10 protein-coding genes are annotated in these 16,648 nt (G+C 63.5%); all 10 read left to right on the top strand.

Annotated elements, in window-relative coordinates; translation table 11 throughout:
* Positions 1-6: 6 nt before the first annotated feature.
* The 10 genes from ACFSDX_RS04740 to ACFSDX_RS04695 all read left to right on the top strand — a co-directional run bounded on the left by ACFSDX_RS04740 (position 7) and on the right by ACFSDX_RS04695 (position 16,526).
* The gene (locus ACFSDX_RS04740) at positions 7-5,466 is read left to right on the top strand and encodes an alpha-2-macroglobulin family protein (RefSeq protein WP_382312036.1); all 5,460 of its coding nucleotides are present in this window, start codon (positions 7-9) and stop codon (positions 5,464-5,466) included.
* A gap of 68 nt (positions 5,467-5,534) precedes the next feature.
* Positions 5,535-6,095: a biliverdin-producing heme oxygenase gene (locus tag ACFSDX_RS04735; protein ID WP_382312035.1), complete on the top strand. Its 561-nt coding sequence runs from the start codon at positions 5,535-5,537 to the stop codon at positions 6,093-6,095.
* Positions 6,071-8,386 carry an ATP-binding protein gene (locus ACFSDX_RS04730; protein ID WP_382312034.1) on the top strand — a complete coding sequence of 772 codons (2,316 nt, stop codon included), beginning with the start codon at positions 6,071-6,073 and terminating at the stop codon, positions 8,384-8,386. The genes ACFSDX_RS04735 and ACFSDX_RS04730 overlap by 25 nt, the downstream gene beginning before the upstream one ends.
* A 2-nt stretch (positions 8,387-8,388) precedes the next feature.
* Entirely contained in the window at positions 8,389-8,838 is a 450-nt protein-coding gene (locus ACFSDX_RS04725; protein WP_382312033.1) for a response regulator, read from the top strand.
* A 14-nt stretch (positions 8,839-8,852) separates the two neighbouring features.
* Entirely contained in the window at positions 8,853-9,986 is a 1,134-nt protein-coding gene (locus tag ACFSDX_RS04720; protein ID WP_382312032.1) for an ATP-binding protein, read from the top strand.
* Between the two features lie 89 nt (positions 9,987-10,075).
* Positions 10,076-12,403 (top strand): penicillin-binding protein 1C, encoded by a 2,328-nt coding sequence (pbpC, locus tag ACFSDX_RS04715; protein WP_382312031.1) that lies wholly within the window; start codon positions 10,076-10,078, stop codon positions 12,401-12,403.
* Positions 12,404-12,696: 293 nt separating this feature from the next.
* Positions 12,697-13,254 (top strand): glycine zipper domain-containing protein, encoded by a 558-nt coding sequence (locus ACFSDX_RS04710; RefSeq protein WP_382312030.1) that lies wholly within the window; start codon positions 12,697-12,699, stop codon positions 13,252-13,254.
* Between the two features lie 93 nt (positions 13,255-13,347).
* Entirely contained in the window at positions 13,348-13,839 is a 492-nt protein-coding gene (locus ACFSDX_RS04705; protein WP_382312029.1) for a YybH family protein, read from the top strand.
* A 90-nt stretch (positions 13,840-13,929) separates the two neighbouring features.
* Positions 13,930-15,351 (top strand): TolC family protein, encoded by a 1,422-nt coding sequence (locus tag ACFSDX_RS04700; protein WP_382312028.1) that lies wholly within the window; start codon positions 13,930-13,932, stop codon positions 15,349-15,351.
* A complete protein-coding gene (locus ACFSDX_RS04695; protein WP_382312027.1) occupies positions 15,348-16,526 on the top strand; it encodes an efflux RND transporter periplasmic adaptor subunit in 1,179 nt (392 codons plus the stop codon). The genes ACFSDX_RS04700 and ACFSDX_RS04695 overlap by 4 nt, the downstream gene beginning before the upstream one ends.
* Positions 16,527-16,648: the final 122 nt, after the last annotated feature.

The raw sequence follows: 16,648 nt of genomic DNA, 5'->3' as shown, positions 1-16,648 counted from the left end.
CTTTTTATGCGCCTCTGCCGCCTGCTGCCGCTGCTATTTTTATTCCTATTTACTACCTTTTCCTGCTCCAAAAAGACTAGCCAAGAGCACGCCAGCGGCCCCAACGGCGAGGAAATCGACCCCTACCAGAATATTACGTTTGCCTTTGATGAGCCGGTGGCGCCCCCCACTCGGGCGGGCGGCTGGGACAGCACGCGCTACGTGCAGTTTGAGCCCGCCATTAAGGGCAAGTTTCGGTGGGCGAGCGAGGGGCGCGAGCTGGTATTTTCGCCGTTTGAGCCGCTGCGGCCGAGCACGGTATTCCGGGCCAGCCTGCGTAAGGCGGCGCTGCCCGCTACCAAGCAGTGGGTGACGCTGGACCGCGCCAAATTTCATACACCGCTGGTGAGCATCACCACCACGCAGGTGTACTACGGGCGCAGCGAGCAGGCCAGCGGCACCACCGAGCTGCGGGCCAAAGTGCTCTTCAACTACCCCGTGCGGCCCGCCGACCTGCGCCCTAGGTTGACCCTGACCCAACACGGCCGCCCGGTAGCCTACACCCTCACCAGCACCGAGCCCGACCGCGAAATGAGCCTGCTCATCACGCAGGCCGTGAAGCCCGGCGAGCCGCTGCAATTCACGATTGCGCCGGGCTTGCTGGCCGTGGATGGCACCGAGGGCACCGCCGCGCCGCTGGCCGCCACCGCCACCGTGCCCGAGCAGCTGGCCCTCGAAGTGCGGGAGCTGACTGGCGAGGTGGTGGACGGCGAGGCCATCGTAACTATTCTCACCAACCAGCCGGTGGCGGTGGCCGACGTGCAGCCGCTGCTGCAAGTGTCGCCCAAGGTACAGTTTTCGATAGAAACTCAGGAAAGCGGCCTGCTGCTGCGCGGCGGCTTTGAGGTGGGCAAGAACTACCAGATTACCATCAAGCCGGGCCTGCGTGGCGCCCTAGGTGGCAAGCTCCAGGAGAAGTTTGAGCAGACGGTGGGCTTCGGCAACATCGCGCCGAGCATCAGCTTTGCCAGCGCCGAAAAGGCGATGTACCTCAACGCACTGGGCAGCCGCAACCTGGGGCTGCGCCTGAATAAGATTGAGAAAGTGGAGGTAACAGTAGCCAAAGTGTACGCCAGCAACGTGCAGGAATTCCTGCGCAACGGCAAGCAGTACAGCGGCGGCGAAGGCGGCGAGTACGATGGCGAGCACGGCGAGGAAAGCGGCGACGACACCAACGCAGATGGCAGCGAGGGCGGCGGCAGCTACCAGTACTACGAGCTCGAAAACCGGGGCGACGTGCTCTTCACCCGCACCTACGCTACGAGCGGACTGGCCAAGAAAAACGGCCTGCACCTGCTCAACCTCAGCCTGCAAGACCTGGAATTTAACGCCCCGCTCAAGGGCGTGTACGTGGTGCGGGTGCAGGACACTGAGCACCTGTGGCTGCGCGAAGAGAAGCTGGTGGTCCTCACCGACCTAGGCATGATAGCGCGGCAAAACCTGGACGGCGGCACGGTGGTGTTCCTGAACTCGCTGCGCACGGCGCGGCCGGTGAGCGGGGCCACGGTGCGCTTCATCAGCACCAATAACCAGGTGATGGGCACCGCCACCACCAACGGCGAGGGCGTGGCCCGCTACGACAGCGTGGCCGGCTCGCGCTTTAAATTGGGCATGGTGACGGTGGGCAGAGGGGCCGATTTCTCCTTCCTGAGCTTGCCTAGGATGCAGGTCGAAACCTCGCGCTTCGACGTGGGCGGCCTCACTCGCAACGCGGCCCACTACCAAGCCTTTCTGTACGGCGACCGCGACCTGTACCGGCCCGGCGACACGCTGTACACCAACACGATAGTGCGCAACGAAACCTGGGGCACGCCCCCGGTCGGCCTGCCCGTGAAGGTGCGCCTGCTGCTGCCCACCGGCAAGGAATACGCCAGCCTGGGCGAGCGCCTGAGCGCGGCCGGCTCGGTGTCGTCGCGCTTCATTTTGCCCGCCACGGCCATGACCGGGCTCTACACCCAGGAGGTGCTGACCGGCAACGACGTGCTACTGACCTCGCGGCAGGTGAGCGTGGAAGAATTTATCCCCGACCGAATGAAAGTGAGCGTAGTGGCCGCGCCGGCCGTGGGGCGCCCGGCCCAGCCGATAGCGGCCAACATCACGGCGCAAAACCTGTTTGGGCCGCCCGCGGCGGGGCGCAAGTTTGAGGTGGAATTCTCGCTCAAGACCAAGCCGTTTTACCCTAAGGATTACTCGGATTATAACTTCGCCATTCAGCAGGGCAGCTCGGAAACCTCGGGCCAGCAGTTTCAAAAGGAGCAGCGCGAGGGCGAAACCGACGCCGCCGGGCACGGCACGGCCACCTACGTTTTGCCCGATGTGCACGACCTAGGCACGCTGGAAGGCACGGCCTTCGCCACGGTATTTGACGAGACCGGCCGGCCGGTCAACCGCGTGGCCACTTTTGAGGTGCAGACCCAAACTACTATGTTCGGCATCAGCCACTTACCTTCGCTAGTGGGCACGCACCAGACCCAGCCCATCCAGGTCATTGCCCTCACGCCGGCCGGCCAGCCCACCCGCGCCGAGGCTCAGGTAACGGTGGTGCGCAAGCTCTGGGAAACCGTGCTAGAGCGCCAGGGCGACCGCTACGTCTACAACTCGCAGCAGCGCGACGAGGTGGTATTCAGCAAGCTGCTCACGCTAAAAGGCCCCGATAAAATCTTGTATCGCCCGCAGTATTCGGGCGAATACGAGGTGCGCATCCGGCGGCCCGAGGCCACGAGCTACGTGGCCGAGCAGTTCTACGCCTACGGCAGCGGCGACACGGCCGGCAACTCCTTCGAGGTCAACAACGAAGGCGAGATAATCATCGAGGCCAACAAGCCCAAATACGAGCCTGGCCAAACGGCCAGCCTGCTGCTAAAGTCGCCCTTCGCCGGCCGCATCCTCGTGACGGTGGAGCGCGACCGCGTGCTGAGCCATTTCTACGTCGATACCGACCAGAAATCGGCGCGGGTGAGCATCCCCATCCTAGGTGAGCACGTGCCCACTATCTACGTCACGGCCACGGCCATCCGGCCCATTGTCGATAATTCGCTGCCCCTCACCGTGGCGCGGGGCTTCCTGCCGCTGGCGGTCGAGAAGCCCAGCACGCACCTACCCGTGCAGCTCACCGTGGCTGCGCAGAGCCGCTCGCAAGTCTTCCAGACTATTGCGGTGCGCACGGCACCTAGGGCCCAAGTCACGCTGGCGGTGGTCGATGAAGGCATTTTGCAGCGCACCGGCTACCACACACCCGACCCCTACGCCTACTTCTACCAGAAGCGGGCGCTCGAAGTCAGCGCCTTTGACATCTACCCCTTCCTGCTGCCCGAGCTAGGGAGCAGCAGCAGCGGCGGCGACGCCGCCGACATGGGCCGCCGCACCACGCCCGTACCCAACCGCCGCGTGCGCCTGCTGGCCAAGTGGAGCGGCGTACTCACCGCCGACGATGCCGGCCTGGTGCAGTACAAAGTGCGCATCCCGCAGTTTAGCGGGGCGCTGCGCGTGATGGCCGTGGCCTACAAAGACGACGCCTTCGGCAACGCCGAGCAAACGATGAAGGTGGCCGACCCGGTGGTTATCAGCACCGCGCTACCGCGGTTCATGTCGCCCGGCGACACGATTGACGTGCCGGTGACGCTGACGAATACGACCGATAAGCCGCTGCAAGTGGGGGTAAGCCTCAGCGTTGCCAACGACCTGCTGCGCCCTTATCCATTCAACAAAGCCAATACTTCCTACCCCTTAACGCTCAAGCCCAACGCAGAGAATCGGGCTAATTTCAAATTAGTTGCTCAAAGTAAGATTGGGAATGAGACCGTAAAAGTGACCGTTACGGGCGCGGAGAATTACTCCGAAACCATCGAAATGCCCGTGCGTCCCGCTGCGCCGCTCGAAAAGCGCACCGGCAGCGGCGACGTCACGGCTGGCACCCCGGCCACGCTCGACTTGCGCACCGATTTCCTGCCTAGCTCGCTGCGGAGCAAGATGCTGCTGAGCCGCTCGCCGCTCACACAGTTCTCCAAAAACCTGGATTACCTGCTGCAATACCCCTACGGCTGCCTCGAGCAAACCGTATCGGCGGCGTTTCCGCAGCTGTATTTCGGCGACCTGGCGGCCACGCTCAACCAGCAGCCCAACCGGCCCCAGCGCTACAACCCCAACCACCACGTGCAGGAGGCCATCCGCAAAATAGAGTCGATGCAGCTCTACAACGGCAGCCTCAGCTACTGGCCGGGCGGCGACTACGACAACTGGTGGGCCACGGCCTACGCCGCCCACTTCCTCATCGAGGCCAAGCAGGCCGGCTTCGCCGTGAACCAAGCCATCCTCGCCAAGGTGCTGGACCACTTGCAGTTCCGCATCCGGCAGCGCGAAACCGAAACGTATTATTACTACGAAGGCAACCAGCGCCGCGAGCGCGTCATTGCCAAGCGCGAAAATGCGTACTCGCTCTACGTGCTGGGGCTGGCCGGCCGCCAAGATGCCGTGGCCCTCAACTACTACCGCGCCAACCGCTCGCTGCTCACCGCCGATGGGCGCTTCCTGCTGGCCGGCACCTACGCCCTAGGTGGCCAGCAAAAAGCCTTTCAGGATGTGCTGCCCCGGACGTTTGTGCCCGAGAGCGGCAGCCGCGAGCTCGATGGCTCGTTCTCCTCGCCCATCCGCACCCAGGCGCTGGCGCTCAACGCCTTGTTCACGGCCGACCCCAACAACCCGCAGGTAGCCAGCATCGCCCGGCAGCTGAGCCAGCAAGTGCGCGCCGCTAATTATATGAACACCCAGGAATCGGCGTTTTCGCTGCTGGCGCTGGGCAAAATCGCGCGCCGCGTGCGCACCAGTACCGTCACGGGCACGTTAGCGGCCGGCGGTAAGAGCCTAGGTAAGTTCGATGGCAAGGATCTGACGGTAAGCAACGTGGCCAACTACCAGCTGCTGCTGAAAGCCAGCGGCGCGGGCGGGCTCTACTACTTCTGGGAGATGGAAGGCATCTCGGCCGGCGGCCAGGTGCGCGAGGAAGACAACTACCTCAAAGTGCGCCGCGAGTTCCTAACCCGCGACGGCAAGCCGGCGGGCCGCACCGGCTTCCGCCAGAATGACCTAGTGCTGGTCAAAATCACGCTGCGGTCGGCCGAGGCGGCCGGCGAGGTCAAGAACGTGGCTATCACCGACCTGCTGCCCGCGGGCCTGGAAATCGAAAACCCGCGCCTAGGTCCGCAGCGTGAGGTAGACGGCGAGAAAGCCCCCAGCACCCCCGACTACCTCGACGTGCGCGACGACCGCATCAACCTCTTCACCACCGCCTCGCCCGAGCCGAAGGTATTTTATTACCTGGCACGGGCCGTGAGCAAGGGCACGTTCAAGCTGGGCCCGGTGAGCGCCGATGCCATGTATAACGCCGAGTATCACTCGTATAACGGGGCCGGCGTGGTGCGAGTGCGGTAACTAAGGTCCATGACGTGGGTACCCCGTAAGGCACCCACGTCATGGCATAGTCGTATTTTCGCCAACCTATGCCCCCTCCTCCCATTCTCCAGGCCCTGCGCCTCGAAACGCGCCCCGCGCACGACCAGCTCGAGCAAAATGCCTTTAACCAGCAGCTGACTGCCGGCACCATTACCGAAGCGGCCACGGTGCATTTCTTAGCTAAGATGTATGGCTTTCTAGCGCCCTACGAGGCGCGGCTGCGCCAGCAGGACCTAGGGCCCGAATGGGACGTTACCACCCGCCAGCGGGCGCCCCTCATCCTCGATGATTTACAGCAACCTAGCTCAGCGCTAGCGCTTTGCCCCGACATACCGCCCCTAGGTACCTGGCCGCAACTGCTGGGCGCCATGTACGTGGTAGAAGGCTCGACACTAGGCGGCCAGGTGATAGCGCGCCAGTTGGTAAAGTCCAATATCCCGCAGCGGTTGTATTTTTCGGGCTACGGCGAGCAAACCGGGCCGCTGTGGAAGGCATTTTGCCAGCTGCTGGCCCGCGAAGCAACCTCCGACAACGAAGCCGAAATAGTACACTCGGCCAGCCTTACTTTTCAGAAACTAAGCACATGGCTCAACCAGCCGCCAGCCTAACCGACGAGTCTCTTTTCGGGCAGCCTATTACCCTCACCAACTGCGACCGCGAGCCCATCCACATTCCGGGCTTGGTGCAGCCCTACGGCTTTGTGCTGTGCCTCGACGCGGCCACCCGGGAGATAGTGCAGGTCAGCGACAACGTGGAGGCCCACGTGGGTATTTCGGTTGACCAGCTGCTGGGTAAGGGCCTCGAGCGGCTGCTGGGCCCCGCCCAGCTGGCCGAGGTGCTGCCACTGTGGCCCACCCTCACCGAGGCGGCCAAGCTGCTGGGCGTGCGCCTCGACTACGTGACGGGCAAGCCGCTGTTCAAGCTCATCATGCACCGCTACGATGGGCTGGTGTGGCTCGAATTTGAGCCGGTGGCCGAGAAGGAAGCTAATCCGCTCGACCTGGCGGCCCTCAACGCCACGCTGAGCCAGATGCTGACGGCCACCACCGTGCTCGACTTTTGCCAGCACGCGGTGGAGGAGGTGCGCGCCCTCACCGGGTTTGCGCGGGTGGGCATGTACCGCTTCGCCCCCGACGAAAGCGGCGAGATGATAGCCGAAGCCAAGCGCGAAGACCTGGCCCCGCTGCTGGGGCTGCACTACCCGGCCACCGACATTCCGCAGCAGGCGCGGGCCATGTACCTCAAAAACTGGCTGCGCTTTATTCCGGACGTGGACTACGCGCCCGCGCCGCTGGTGCCGGTGCGCAACCCCGCCACCGGCCGCCCGCCCGACATGACGTATTCGGTGCTGCGCTCGGTGTCGCCCATTCATATTCAGTACCTGAAGAACATGGGCGTGGCGGCCACCATGACCATTTCCATCATTCAGGATGGCCGGCTGTGGGGCATGCTCATGTGCCACCACGACAGCCCGCGCCTAGTGAGTTACGAGCTGCGCGAAATGTGCCTGTTTATCGGCAAAACGTTTTCGGCGCTGCTGCACACCAAGGAGCAGCTCGAGCAGCACGCCTACCAGCTGCACATTCAGCAGGCGCAGGTGCGGCTATTCGAGCAGGTGAGCCAGCAGGCTAATTTCCTCGACGGCCTACACCAGCAGCCCACTACCTTGCTCGACGTGTTTGAGTGCGGCGGGGCGGCCATCTTATTTGAGGATGAATTAATTACCCTAGGTAGCACGCCCAGCCCGGCCGAGATTCGGGCCCTGGCGCTCTGGCTGAAGCTACACGCGCCGCAAGACGTGTTCCACACCGATTCCTACGCCCGGCTCAACCCGGCGGGGCGCAGCCTGCGGGCCACGGCCAGCGGCATCCTGTCCATTGCCTTGACCCAGGAGCCCGGCGACTACATCTTCTGGTTTCGGCCCGAGCGGCTGCAAACCGTGACCTGGGCCGGCAAAAACGAGAAGGTGCAGCAGATGGAGGACGGCCAGCTGTTTATGTCACCTAGGCAGTCGTTTGCGGCCTGGAGCCAGGAGGTCGAGAGCACGGCCACGCCCTGGCAGCCCCTGGAGCTGGAAGCGGCCAAGGAGCTGCGCCTGCACATTTCGGACGTGCGCCTCAAGATTTTCAACGAGCTGCAAGCCCGGGCCGCCAGCCTGAGCCGCCTCAATACCGAGCTGGCGCGCAGCAACGACGAGCTCGACTCGTTTGCCTACGTGGCCTCGCACGACCTGAAGGAGCCGCTGCGGGGCATCCACAACTACTCGATATTCTTGCTCGAAGACTACGCCGAGCGGCTCGATGAGGAGGGCGTGGGCCGGCTGCAAACGCTGGTGCGCCTAAGCCAGCGCATGGAATCGCTCATCGACTCGCTGCTCCAGCTCTCGCGGGTGGGGCGCCTCGACCTGGAGGTGCAGCCCACCGACCTCAATCAGCTGGTGGCTGAGGTGTGCGAGCTGCTGCAGCCCCGCCTCGAGCAAACCCACACGACCGTGGAGGTGCGCCACCCGCTGCCCACCATTATGGTCGACCCGACGCGGCTGAGCGAGGTTTTTAACAATCTAATCAGCAACGCTTTAAAATACAGCAACAAACCCGAGAAACTGGTGGTGATAGGCGAAGCGCCGGCCAGCAAGCTGGCCGACCGGGGCGTGGCCAACCCAGAAGACTACTACGTTTTTTACGTGCAGGATGATGGTATTGGCATCGACCCGCGGCACCACCAGATGATTTTTCGCATCTTCAAGCGGCTGCACGCCCAAGATAAATTTGGGGGCGGCACGGGAGCGGGCCTGGCCATTGCCCGCAAAATGGTGGAAAAGCACGACGGCGAATTATGGGTAGAATCCGTAGTAGGCCAAGGAGCTACGTTTTACTTCTCAATTTCAAAATCAATCTAGCCGTGTCTACCAATTCTCTCCTGCCCATTCTGGTGGTGGAAGACAGCGCCGAAGACTTCCTGGCGCTGGGCCGGGCTTTTCGTAAGCACGCGCTGCAAAACCCCGTACTCCGCTGCGCCGATGGCGACCAGGCCCTGGAGTATCTACAAGGCTACGGCAAGCACCCGGCCTGGCCCCAAAAGCTGCCCGCCATCGTGCTGCTCGACCTCAACATGCCCGGCACCGACGGGCGTATGGTGCTCGACATTGTGAAGCAAGACCCCTACCTGCACAACATTCCGGTTATCATGTTCAGCACCTCCTCGAGCAGCCGCGACGTGGACGACTGCTACCGCCTGGGCGCCAACAGCTACCTCACCAAGCCCATCTCGTACAGTGAATTAGAGGAAAAAATCAGACTCACGATTGACTACTGGTTGGGGGCTTCCGAGCTACCCGTGTTCCACTTCTAAAGTTGCAGGCGGCAGTGAAGAAAATTTTACTGGTCGATGATAACGAGTACGACCGCATGCTGTACAAGCGCTACCTCAAGCCCCAGGCGGGCGAAGAGCGCATGGAGTTGTACGAGGCCACCTCGGGCGAGGACGCGGTGGCGCTGTTTCAGCAGCTGCAACCCGACTGCGTGCTGCTCGACCACAGCCTGCACGACACCGACGGCCTAGCCCTGCTAGGGCAGCTGCGCGAGCTGGTGCCGGCCCATAGCCTGTGCGCCGTGATGATAACGGGCAGCGGCAACGAGGCGCTGGCCGTGCGGGTGCTCAACGGCGGCGCCCTGGACTACTTGGTCAAAGGCAACTTCGACCGCGAGCTGCTGGGCAAAACCGTGCGCCACGCCATCGAGAAAAACGAGTGGCGCCAGTACCAGGCCAGCTACCACCAGGAGCTGCAAGCGGCCAACCAGCAGCTGGCCCGCACCAACGCCGACCTCGACAACTTTGTGTATGCCGCCTCGCACGATTTGCGCCAGCCGGTGAACAACCTGCGCGGGCTGTTTGAAGAGATTAAACGCGCCGCCACCTTCGCCGACCCCGCCGATGCGCAGCTGCTGCAATTCATGGACAAGTCGCTGGGCGCCTTGAGCACCACCATCGACGACCTAGCTACCGTGGTGCAGGAAAACCGCCAGCCCACGGCCCAGCTACCCGAGCCGGTGGCGCTGGCCGACCTCGCCGCCGACGTGCTCGAAACTCTGCGCCCGCAGGCGCAAGACACGCACGCCGTTGTTGAGCTTGATTTCAGCAACTTGCCCGAGATACCCTGCGTGCGCAGCAACCTGCGCACCATTCTGCTCAACTTGGTGGCCAATGCCCTCAAGTACCGCCACCCCGACCGGGCGCCGCGCGTGGCCGTGCGCTCGTACTCGGCCGAAGGCCAGCCCGTGCTGGCTGTGCAAGACAACGGCCTGGGTATCAATCTAGCGCAGCACGGCACCGAGCTATTTCAGCTGTTTCGGCGCTTCCACCCCACGGCGGCCGAGGGCACGGGCGTGGGGCTATTTTTGGTCAACCGCCTGGTGCAGGCGCAGGGCGGTCGCATTGAGGTCGAGAGCGAGGAAAACGTTGGCACCACCTTTCGGGTGCACCTAGGTACCGCCAACTGAGTAGTGTAGGCTTTTAGTCCACGCTACAACCACTGACACCCAGGGTAGCCAGTAGCCTACTTCGCCCCGCCGGGAGCTTATTTTTGAGGATGCACAACAGGCGAAAACGGCGGCTCGGCCAGCTAGGTGGGGGCTTACTGCTGCTAGCCCTACTGGCGCTGGTGCTCGACCGCCTGTTTCCGCTGCCGCCGGCGCCACAATACTCGCCGCTGGTGCTGGCCCAGGATGGCAGCGTGCTGCACGCCTACCTCAACCCCACCCAAAAGTGGCGGATGAAAACTGAGCTGCCCGAGATTACCCCGGCGCTCCAAACGGCTATTATCGCTAAGGAAGACCGGTATTTTCGCTACCATCTGGGGGTGAATCCATTGGCGCTGGTGCAGGCGGCGGGCCGCAACCTGCTGGGCCACGGCCGCACCACCGGGGCCAGCACCATCACCATGCAGGTGGCGCGGCTACTGGAGCCCAAGGAGCGCACCTTCGGCAATAAGCTGCTCGAAATGCTGCGCGCCACCCAGCTGGAAGCGCACCTCAGCAAGGCCGAAATCTTGCAGCTTTACCTCAACCTAGTGCCATACGGCAGCAACATCGAGGGCGTGAAATCGGCGGCGCTGCTCTACTTTCAGCAGCCGCCGCACTACCTCTCACTGGCCCAGACCGTGACCCTGGCCATCATCCCGAACCGGCCGGCCGGGCTGGTCCTAGGTAAGCACAACGCCCAGATTCTGGGCGAGCGCAACCGCTGGTTGCGGTACTTCGGGCAGGAAAAGCTCTTTCCGACGCAAGACATTGCCAACGCGCTGCTGGAGCCACTGGAGGCCCGGCGCCACGCCGCGCCCACCCTGGCCCCTCACCTGGCGCGGCGGCTGGTGCAGGCCCGGCCCGGCCAGGCGCTCATCCCGAGCACCCTGCGCCCGGCCACCCAGGCCAAGGCCGAAGACCTGGCCCGCAACTACGTGCGGCGGCTGGCCACGCGGGGAATCTCGCAGGCTGCCGTGCTGGTCGTCAACAACCACACGCACGCCGTGGAGGCCTACGTGGGCTCGGCTGATTTTGGCGACCTAGGCAGCAGCGGGCAGGTCGATGGTGTGCGGGCCGTGCGCTCGCCGGGCTCCACGCTCAAGCCGCTGCTCTACGGCCTGGCCCTCGACCGCGGCCTGCTCACGCCCAAAACCGTGCTGCCCGACGTGCCCACCAATTTCCAAGGCTTCCGGCCCGAAAACTTCGACAAGAAGTGCCAGGGCGAGGTGACCATGGAGCGCGCCCTCACCTACTCGCTCAACATTCCGGCCGTGCGCGTGCTGGCCGAGGTCGGGGTCGATAATCTCACCACCACGCTGCGGCAAGCAGGCTTCCGGCAAGTGGGGCGCGATGCTCCTAGGTTGGGGCTGAGCACCATTTTGGGCGGCTGCGGCGCTACGCTGGAAGAGCTGACCGGGCTCTATTCGGCCCTGGCCAACGGCGGAAAATACAGCCCGCTCGCGCTCACCTCGCAGCAGATTTCCCGCCCCAGCACGCGCCTCCTCAGCCCCGCCGCCGCTTACCTTCTCACCGACATCCTGGCCCAGCGCACGCGGCCCGACCTGCCCATGGACGCGGCCAGCAGCCGCCACCTACCGCGCATCGCCTGGAAAACCGGCACCAGCTACGGCCGCCGCGACGCCTGGAGCATCGGCTATAACAAGGACTACACCATTGGGGTGTGGGTGGGCAACTTTAGCGGGCAGGGCAGCCCGGCCCTCACGGGCGCCGACGTGGCCTCACCACTGCTGTTTGACTTGTTTAACGCCCTGGCCTACAACAATAGTAACGAGTGGTTTGCGCCGCCCGCCAGCCTCGATTTTCGGCTGGTTTGCGCCGAAACCGGATTGGTGCCCGGCGAGCACTGCCCCAACCAGCTTATGGATTATTACCTGCCCGGCGCCTCGGCCAGCCACCGCTGCCAGCACCAGCAGGAGGTATTGCTGGCCGCCGATGGCACCTTCAGCTACTGCCGCGCCTGCGCACCGGCCGCCGGCTACCGCCGCGCGCTGTACCCCAACGTACTGCCCGAGGTACTGGCCTACCGCGAGGCCCAGGGCCTGCCCACCCGCCGCCTGCCGCCCCACAATCCCGCCTGCCGCCTCGTGCGCGGCACCACCGCCGACGCCCCCGAGGCCGCGCCGCTGCTCGCCATCACCTCGCCGGCCGGCCACGCCGAGTATTTGCTCGATGCCGCCGACCAGCAGCTGCTCCTTACCTGCGCCGCCGGCGCCGAAGTGCGCCAGGTATACTGGTACGTGAACGACCAATTTGTGCGCGCCGCCCCAGCCACCGAACGCGTGTTTTTTCGGCCGCCCACCGGCGAGGTCAAAATCTCGTGCGCCGACGACCACGGCCGCAACGTGGACGTGCGCGTGCTGGTTCGTCACTTCTAAACGGGCGGCCAAGGGGGCGGCTCCCAGGCCGGCGTGTGCTTTTTCGAAGAATTAAAAATATTATACTAATACCCTGTTTTTAAGCCATTTATAATTTTTAATTTACCGTTTTTAATTTCGATTTCCTACTCCACTCAGCCTCATGGCAATTGCTTGGAGCGGCGGGCTTACGGCTCTGTCATCGACCTAAGCGGCGCAAACCACTCGCCAAGCCCCGCCGTAGTTGGCACAGTGCTTGTACTCCCGTCCTTACCAACAAGACCTTTTTCTTCCGCTTTTTACTTGTCCTTCCCATGAAACGCACTTCCTGGTTATTCCTCCTTCCGGTGCTGCTGTTCAGCTTCCTCTCCAGCCACCAAGCCCAGGCCCAGCGCGGCTGGAGCCCGCAGGGCAAAGGTGCCGCCATCGGCGGCGCGGCCGGCATTTTGGGCGGTGCCCTCATCAATAAGCGCAACCGCGTAGTGGGCGGCGCCATCGGCGGCGCGGCCGGCGCGGGCATCGGCTACGGCGTAGGCAAGCACATTGATAACAAGCGCAAGAAAGCCGCCGCCCTAGCCGCCGAGCGCGCCGCTGCCAACCAGCGCATCGCCGCCGCCAACGCCCGCGCCGCCAGTGCCGAACGCGCTGCCGCCGAGCGCCGCGTAGTAGTTGAGCGCCAGGCCGTCGCTCGCCCGGCCATGGGCGTGGCCACCGCCGCTACTGCCGCTGGGGCCGGCCTCGTAGCCGCCCAGGCGTTTGCGCCCTCCACGCCGCCCAACACAGTTATTGCCGCCGGCTACCTGCCCAATCCGCAGTACGGCCAGACTGGCACGGCCTACCCTAGCTCGCCGATACTGCGCAAGAGCTGGTAAGCCTCAGTATTTAGCTAATTCAAGAAAACCCAGGCTCAGCGGCCTGGGTTTTTCGCCCTTCATACGTTCCTTTATTCTACCAAAACCCTTTTTATGAAATTTTACCTGCCTTTGATTTGCGCGGCTACCCTGCTGGCCTCGTGCGGCAACAACGCCGACAAGGCGACCACCACCGGCGCGGCCCCGGCCACCAGTAGCGCGAGCGTGGCCGACCTCGACCAGCAATTTCTCAGCGCCTGGAACGGCAAGGACGCCGCCAAAGCTTCGGCCCTGCTGGCCGACGACGTACAGTTTTTGCAGGGCGAAACTCGCTTCAGCGGTAAGTCGGAAGTGATGAACAAGTGGATTACGCCCACCATCACCACTATTTCGGGCCTCAAAACCAGCGTCGTGAGCTCGGGCAACGATGCGAATACGGCCTACGAGGCCGGCACTTTTTCGGTGGATGTGCTGCCTACGGCCACCGACAATACGGCCGGCACGGGCGCGGGCAACTTCATTTTTCTCTGGAAAAAAGGCGGCGATGGCAATTGGAAGCTCAGCTACGCCCAACTCGAGGACCTACCCGTGCGAGCGAATAAGTAACACGAAGCGGCAAAACCTTTGCCCGGCTATCGGCTTATAGAGTTTCGGTTGTCTGAAAAGACGGCCGCGCGACCCTAGTAAGCGATAGTGATGTTGAGTAAACCGATACGATACCCCCACCGGCTGGCCCGGCTCCGAAAACTTCGGGGCGGGCCAGCCGGTCTTTTTATATGGCTGCTTTTCAGCCTACTGGCCAGCGGCTTCGCCCAGGCGCAGGCGCCCGGCGCGCCCGCTTCGCAGCCCATCCCGAGCACGGCCAGCCTGCCGGAGTGCATCAGCTTTGCGCTGCGCAACCAGCCCGTGGTACGGCAGTCGCAGCTCGATGAGGAAATTGGCGAGCGCAACATTCGCATTGGGCTGTCGGCCTGGCTGCCGCAGATAAATGCTACGGGCATCTACACCCGTAATATTCAGTTGCCCACGGCGGTTTTTCCGGACCTCACCAACCCCGGCGGGCCGCAGCAGATTTTTCGCATCGGCCTGAACAATACCTCGACGCTGGGCGTGGCGGCCAGCCAGCTGCTATTCAGCAACGACGTGCTGCTGGCGGCGCGCTCGGTGCGCCCCACGCGCCTGGCGTATCAGCAAACCACCACGGCCAACAAGATTGACGTGGTAACGAACGTCAGCAAAGCGTTTTACGACATTTTGCTGACCGAGCGGCAGCTAGCCATTCTGGACGAGGCCATTCAGCGCCAGCAATTGCAGGTGAAGGACTCGAAGGCCAAGCTCGACGTGGGCGTGGCGGACAAAACTGACTACCTGCGGGCGTCTGTGTCGCTGCGCAATGCCTACGCCCAGCGCCAGGGTACGGCCGCCGCGCTGCCCGGCAAGTACTCGGCCCTGAAGCAGCTCATGGGCCTGGGGCCCGAAAAGCCGCTGGCTCTGCAGTACGACACCCTGCAAATGGTGCGCGAGGCGCAGCTCGACACGGCCGAGCGGCTGGTGCCCGAGCGCCGCATCGAGGTGCAGCAGCTCCTGACCCAGAAGAAGTTGCAGGGCTTCAACATCGATTACTACCGCTACGGCTTCCTGCCCACGCTCTCGGGCTTCTACAACTACAACCGGGTGTACCAGAGCAACCAGTTTTCGGAGCTCTACCGCACGGCCTACCCCAACCAGCAGGCCGGCGCGCAGTTCGCGCTGCCGCTCTTCACAGGCCTGCGGCGGCTGCAAAACCTGAAGATAGCGCGCCTGCAAGACGAGCGCCTCGACCTGGATTTGTTCGATACCAAGAACCAGATAACTACCGAGTTCGACCAGGCCCTAGGTGTCTACAAAGGCGCGCTGAGCCAGCTCAACGCCCTGCAAGACAACCTAGTAGATGCCAAGGAAGTGTACCGCGTTATCAACCTCCAGTACCGCGAGGGCATCAAGACTTTTCTGGAGCTGACCATCGCCGAGGCCGACTTGCGCACGGCCCAGCTCAATTATTACAACGCGTTGTTCAACGTGCTGTCCAGCAAGCTGGACGTGCAGCGCGCCCTAGGCAACATTACGTTTAACCAGTGAGAAACCTCAACCTATTGGCGGCGGCCCGCGTGGCGCCCGCCCTGCTAGTGGCGGGCCTGCTGGCCGCCTGCGGCAAAAAAGACGAAGCCCAGCAAGCCGGCCCGCCGCCCGCCGTGCCTGTGGCCGTGTACAAGGTGCAGGCCGAAGACGTGGTGAGCGCCGACTCCTACCCCGCCACCGTGGTGCCCCTCAACGAGGTGCAGCTGCTGGCCGAAGTAACCGGCTATCTCACTGATATTTATGTGCAGGACGGGCAGAAGGTGACCAAGGGCCAGAAGCTCTACGCCATCGACCGCACCCGCTACGCTGCCGCCGTGGACCAGGGCCGCGCCCAGCTGCAAGTGGCCCGCACCAACTACGTGCGGGTGGCCAAAGACGCCGAGCGCTACCAGCGCCTGGCCGCCCAGGATGCCATTGCCCTGCAGCAAGTTGACGTGTCGAAAGCCGACGTGGCCAACGCCCGCTCGCAGATTGCGGCGGCGCAGGCGTCGCTGCGGAGCCTGTCGCTGGACGTGAGCCACTCCATCATCACAGCGCCGCTCACGGGCACCATCGGCATCGCGCAGGTGAAGCTCGGGGCGCTCGTGAGCCAGGGCCAGACGCTGCTAAACACCGTGTCGGCTGAGGACCCGATTGCGGTGGATGTGAATATCGGCGAGCAGGATATTGCCCGCTTCACCAAATTGCAGCAGGCCAAAGGCGTGCGGCAGGACTCGATTTTCACGCTGCAAGTGCCCGGCGGCCAGACCTATAAGCTGCCCGGCAAAATCGTGACCCTTGACCGCGCCGTGGACCCGCAAACGGGCACACTGAAAGTGCGCGTGCAGTTCCCCAACCCGCGCCGCTTGCTCAAAGCCGGCATGAATACCAGCCTGCGCGTACTCAACCAGGATACCGGCGAGCAACTCGTCATTCCGGCCCGTGCCGTGACCGAGCAGATGGGCGAATTCTACGTGTACGTGGTGGGCGACAGCAGCAAGGTATCGCAGCGCAAAGTGCTGACGGGCACCAAAATAAAAGATAAAACGGTGGTGCGCCAGGGCCTGAAAGCCGGCGAAACCATCGTGAGCGACGGGGTGCAGAACCTACGTGAAGGCGCAAAAGTCCAGGTCGGCGACCCGAGTAAGCCGGCGAGTGCGCAGGGCGGCGCGGCGGTGCCGGCAGCAGGCAAATAGCCTCAAAACGCCCCGTCATGCTGAGCGCAGCGCAGCGGAGTCGAAGCATCTTGGCAGGTGAACTAACTCCTATCGTTAGCAACGAAGCGGCCAAGATGCTTCGACTCCGCTGCGCTGCGCTC

Source organism: Hymenobacter bucti, assembly GCF_042681145.1.
Lineage (GTDB): Bacteria > Bacteroidota > Bacteroidia > Cytophagales > Hymenobacteraceae > Hymenobacter > Hymenobacter bucti.
This window is presented reverse-complemented; position numbering and strand designations above follow the sequence as displayed.